Annotated in this window: 6 protein-coding genes; 3 read left to right on the top strand and 3 right to left on the bottom strand. The window is 34.9% G+C overall.

Features of this window, described 5'->3' with window-relative positions:
- Together HRT72_04795 and HRT72_04790 are read right to left on the bottom strand one after the other, a co-directional pair.
- On the bottom strand, positions 1–427 hold a 427-nt coding region (locus HRT72_04795; protein NQY67025.1), incomplete at its 3' end, for a hypothetical protein.
- A 41-nt stretch (positions 428–468) separates the two neighbouring features.
- Positions 469–756, bottom strand: a complete 288-nt coding sequence (locus HRT72_04790; GenBank protein NQY67024.1) for a hypothetical protein — start codon at positions 754–756, stop codon at positions 469–471.
- A gap of 685 nt (positions 757–1,441) precedes the next feature.
- On the opposite strand from HRT72_04790, the gene HRT72_04785 reads away from it, so the two are divergent.
- Entirely contained in the window at positions 1,442–2,407 is a 966-nt protein-coding gene (locus HRT72_04785; GenBank protein ID NQY67023.1) for a hypothetical protein, read from the top strand.
- A gap of 35 nt (positions 2,408–2,442) precedes the next feature.
- Complete coding sequence (locus tag HRT72_04780; GenBank protein NQY67022.1) at positions 2,443–3,903, top strand: hypothetical protein; 1,461 nt, start codon at positions 2,443–2,445, stop codon at positions 3,901–3,903.
- Positions 3,904–3,913: 10 nt separating this feature from the next.
- Here the strand turns inward: HRT72_04780 and HRT72_04775 are convergent, their stop codons facing one another.
- Positions 3,914–4,291 carry a response regulator gene (locus tag HRT72_04775; GenBank protein ID NQY67021.1) on the bottom strand — a complete coding sequence of 126 codons (378 nt, stop codon included), beginning with the start codon at positions 4,289–4,291 and terminating at the stop codon, positions 3,914–3,916.
- Positions 4,292–4,513: 222 nt separating this feature from the next.
- Between HRT72_04775 and HRT72_04770 the strand changes: the two genes are divergently transcribed.
- Positions 4,514–5,543 (top strand): hypothetical protein (locus tag HRT72_04770; protein ID NQY67020.1); only part of this gene is annotated, 1,030 nt, incomplete at its 3' end.

Below are 5,543 nucleotides of genomic sequence, written 5' to 3'. Positions count from 1 at the left end.
TATTACCCGTTGCATTATTTGTAAAAAAAGTAATAGGGACAGGCCCTTCACCTAAAACCAGTCCATATCCGTCTTCCCAGGCATCGTTTGTTGTTTTAATTCCAATTGCTCTACTCGGACCAACAGAGTTGGCCTTAATCCAACAAGAAAGTATAAAATCATCTGTCGGATTTAACACTGCTGCATCAGAAACCCCTAGGTATTCGTTATTATCTTGATCGAAGAATTGGGATGAACCCAATATAAAATCGTTTGCATCTTCCTCTGACTGGTTATCAGTCACATAGGCATCATTTCCATTTCCTGATACATCCGGATATCCTGGTCCGGCTCTATTCAAATGCCAAACACCTTTAAAATTATTGCTCCCACTAAAAACCTCGGAAGCGTTACTACTATCAGAGGCACTTGGATTATCCCAATACATTGTGATATAACCTGGACTTTCGGTATCCTCTTTAATAGTATTTATTTAACCCCGATATATGCTTCCTCATTTACAGTATTCCATTCTTCAATTCCATATCTAAAATGAACACTAGTATTCGAGGTTAAAGCGAAACGAATATCTATGCCGTTGGCATCTGCTTCATTCCAAAAATCAGCAGATGGTTGGTTTCCTCCATTAATCCTAATTAAAAGCGGAAAGTCATTGAGCTCATTACCATTAGTTCCAATACCAGAAGTATTAATATCTATAGTAGCCGATTCGGTCCAATCGTAATAATCATCGTCTTGGGCAAAAGAATTTTGCACCACTAGAAGTGGTAACAAAGAAAGTTAAAAACTTTAATATATTACCGGTCTTCATTTTAGTATGCAAAGAGCGCCTAAAGACTCATCTATTCTACTTCTTGAAAATTCAATTATTATTTCTATTTACGCACCACTATAACGCATTAAAAATCAGCAGTGTTGCATTGCATTATTCTAGTGTAATAAGGATAAGGTTTTAACCGTGTTTCCAGTCAAAAACAGCAGTTATTAACCGGTAACCTTACGAGTTAACTTAATATCAAAAAAAGACCTAATTAAATATTCAATTTCAAGAGCCAAATACCAACACTTAGAAACTCCTGAACGATGTACTGGACACCACTAACGAATCCAATTTAAAAGAATAGAGTTCATCTTATTAAAAACTTCATTTGCCTGCAACACAAATTCCATTATTTTTACAACAACCTAAACTACAATACAGCTCATAAACTAGAGGTTAAGCCCCTATCTTTCCTTAACTTAATCCGTATTAGTATTAGGAGAAATAATTATTAAGTGGTGTTGTTCAACGAACAACTAATGCCCTAATACTAATAAAACACAGATGATTAGAAGCGCAATATTAAATTTCCAGAGGTATCCTCCTGTCGCGCCATGCCTCTTCATATCCAAGAGGATTACCCCGTTTTTATTCGTTTTGTTTTTTTGTCTAAACATAAATTTGGCTGTCGCTACGAGTTCTTCTTCTAAAGAAAAGACGCTTGAAAAGGCTGAAAAGTTCTTTACAAAAGACAAATACGAAAAAGCACTTAAGGTATATGCCAAGTTGATGAACGATTCAACTATTGACAATCATATTTTGTATAAAACTGGATTATGCTACTATGGGCTATCGGCCTATTCTGCAGCAATTATTTTCTTAGAAAGAAGCATAGAGAACACGGAGAATATAATTCCAGAAGCCGAATATTTTTTAGGAAAAAGTTATGATGGCGATAACAAACCATCTAAGGCAATACCTCATTTCTATAAATTCGAAGAAATGCTTAAAGTACTGGCGGAAGTTAAACCTGAGAATGCTTTGAAATTTCAAGAACTAGCTATAGCGCTGAACGTAGAAATAGAATTGTGTAAAAGCAAAGTGGAAAATGAATACTTAAAGAAAATTAATGAATCGGCAGATTCTTCGGCTTACTTCCTTCTCACTAACGAGAACGAACAAGAGGACAACTCTACTACAAAAATCCTTAACAAGGATGTCTACTCTTCAAATGGCACCAAAAACAAGTTCCTACTCTTTACTTTTTTAAACTTACCACAAGACAGCATACTATCTATGTCTCTTCCAAATTCGATAACAATAGAAGAAGAAGAACAGAAAAAGACGACAGAGCCGCCCCTCCCTGTAGAGATTATAGAATCTAATGAAGTCAAAACTAGTGAAGCAAATCTCTCAACCGAAGAAACTGGTACTACAAAGAAGTATACTATTCAAGTCGGAGCATTCGATAGAATGCCAAGTCAAGAATTTCTTTTTTCTATTGAAAATTTAAATTCGCATGTAACCCCAACTGGCTTAATAAAGTATACGTTGGGCAGTTTCACAGAGAAAGAATCAGCAGCTAAATATAGAGACGAACTTATACAAAGTGGATTTACTGGAGCTTTTATTATTTCAATTCAATAACGAAATAAAAGAAAGATCACTAGGCCAATTTATAAATGATTAAACTTCGAAATATTATTAGTCAACTTAGTGTCGAAGATTTCGAAGGTTTCGGAGATCAACTTCTTGAAAACAAAGCGGATAAATACAACCGTCTTCTAGTTTTTTACAGAGAAGATTACCTTACAGACACTGAAGTTGCTAAAGAGCTTGATGCCTCTGCAAACGCTTATTACACAATAAAATCTAGATTATTCCATAAAGTACAGAACTTTTTACTTGAGAAAGTAGACGGCCCTAAAGTTGATCTTCTTAGAAAGGTTGCCAATATACCGAGTCTAATGTTTGGACTTCAAAAATCAACAGCCTCTGCCATTTTATTGAAGTTAGAAAAAGATCTTCTTGAATATGATATGCCAAATGAGTTAGCTACTGTATATAATGCATTAAAGAAGATGAATCTTCACACTCCCAAATACTATCACTACACGCAGCTTTATAATAAGCACATTGCCTATACAGTTGCCTTTGATAAAGTTGAGAGCTTATTATCCGACTTCCATAAACACTTAGGAGACTACAACGCTACAAAAGACTCATCTATCTTAGATGTGCTTGTTCTTATAAAAAGAGAGTCGCACAACGCTTGTAGACTATACGAGTCCCACCATTTAAGGGTATTCAATGACATGGTAGATATTTCGTTCGGATTGTTTGTTCCTGTGGAGGATGAAAAAATTGAAGATGCACCTTTAGAAGACATGCTGAATAACATAAAAGATACTATTCAAACATATCCCAAAGACACAACATATCAGTACTTAAAGACTGCCTATTATTTTCTTGCGTTTGAATACTATCATCATTTTAAACTTTATAAAAAAGAAAATGAATACTTCAAAAAGCTCAACAACAAGCTAACCTCCTTCCTACTCTATAATTTCGTTTGCTATACATCTAAATTTTTGATTTCCAAATTAGAAAAGTATGTCATTGAAAATAAAGAATCGGAATTGTATATGGAGAACATTGACTTAAAAGACAATTACGAGCCTGATAAATCTGACATTCCGAACTACATAAATTTCATAATTTACATGGCTACTTCAGCCTATTATTCTAATAAGTATAATGAAGCGATCACATTTTTAAATCAATTGATCAATGACATTAGTCTTAAGAATTACATCCATGCCGAAATTGAAATAAAGCTTCTTTTAAGTACATGTTATTTGATGGGTGGAAAGAACGAGCAGTCTACTTATATACTAAGAACGCTTGCTAGAAAAATCAGAGAAGGGAAAAATAAAATCGATTATGAAAATGCCAATATGTACACCAAGATATTGAAGCAAATAATTAAAAAAGGTAGTAAATCAGATACAGAACAATTAGAACTGTACAGTGCTAGATTCCAACAGTTAAATCAAGGTCCAGCCAGAATCCTAAGCTACATTAGACTTAGCGATATTATCAAACAAGGAACTAGTAAAACTAGACCTCTCGTTTCTTTTTAAAGAATTATAGTTAAATACAGCCGAGGTGAATACTCGAGAGCGGTTTATTTAGGTACGTTTTCACACGATCATTAAATTGTGCCTTTTCTAAATCCTTCGGATTAACAGAAGACGTTAGCATAATTACTTCCGTGTTTTTTCTAAACTCATCTGTTAATTTTTCAAATTCATCGAGAAATTGAAGGCCATCCATAATAGGCATGTTAATATCCAAAAATATCACACCAGGAATCATTGATTCAGGAACATCAGACGATCGTTCCAGGTTATGTAAGAACTCCAGGGCGCTTCTACTACTTGTATGTATATACACATGATCAGCAAAATTTGAACCCTCAATCATTTTTTGATTAATGAAATTATCAACCTCATTATCATCCACCAACATCACAACAGAGTACCTTGATTCCGGCTTTTTCCCACTTAACTTTATTGTGCTTTTTTCTCTATACATTCTTTATGCAGTTCTGTTTCTTAATAAATAGTACAACGTTCAATATCTATAATTGTTTCCATACTAATGGAACATTTACCTCACCGACAAATCAAAACGATTAAAAGCAATAAACAAGTTATTAAAACCAAAAACTAAAAACGCTATTTTTGACTCATGTTGAAATGTGCAGTTGTCAAATTTAATTATCTCTTACCTATCTTAATAATTTTATTAGGCTTATCAGATGCATATTCTCAAATTACACCTTCCAACAATAATTGCACTAGCGCAACAAACCTTTGTTATTCAACTCCAGTTAATGGTACAACTATCATAGCAACAACTGAATGTCCGGGTTCAGAAGATTGTATAAATGGAGGAATTATTGGTTACCCGGCAAATAATACAATTTGGTACACTTTTTCTTCTAATTCAAATGGCGGGGCTGTATCTATTCTAATATCAAATATAGGTGGCTGCACAGGAGCAAATACGAGTCTTCAAGCTGCGTTAATAGAAGCGACTATTCCTTGTGATATATCTACTTACACCGTAATTGATTCGAATAATGGTAGCTCTTCAAACTTCTCGTTAACGGGAAACCTAAATCCAAATACCGTTTACTATATCCAAGTAGATGGCGATGAATCTACATTACCTTATGCCGAATGTGATTTTAGCATTACAACATCTGGAGAAGGAGTAAAATTTGTAACCAGCTTATCGACTACTCCTACATGTACAAACAGTTGTGATGGAACAATTAATGCAAGTACCATTGGGAGCGAAGTCGGTTCTGGGCTCTCCTATTTATGGAGTAATGGAGTTACATCAAGTTCTATTACAGAATGCTCCGGCAATTTCACAGTAACTATTACCGATTCCGAATCCTGCCAAATAACCGCATCAACAAATTTATCAAGCCCCATTCCTCTCTCAAGTACTACTTCTGTCGACAGCATCCCATCCTGTTTTCAAGGATCAGACGGAAAGGCTTCAACTATTACATCTGGGGGTACAGGAGCCATTGATTATGTCTGGTCGGATGGCCAAACAGAAGCAACGGCCAGAAATCTTTCTGCAGGAACATATTCACTAACTACTACCGATGAGAATTCATGTACGGTAGAAACAACAGTTACTGTGGAAGACCCCAAAATCATAATCCCATCCACTTTAACAAGCGACAACGACCTTTGTAATG

The organism is Flavobacteriales bacterium, assembly GCA_013214975.1.
Lineage (GTDB): Bacteria > Bacteroidota > Bacteroidia > DT-38 > DT-38 > DT-38.
This window is presented reverse-complemented; position numbering and strand designations above follow the sequence as displayed.

Excerpts from the sequence above, each read along its gene's own strand:
- HRT72_04780 (NQY67022.1), top strand. The coding sequence starts at position 2,443 with ATGATTAAACTTCGAAATATTATTAGTCAACTTAGTGTCGAAGATTTC.
- HRT72_04775 (NQY67021.1), bottom strand. The coding sequence starts at position 4,291 with ATGTTGGTGGATGATAATGAGGTTGATAATTTCATTAATCAAAAAATG.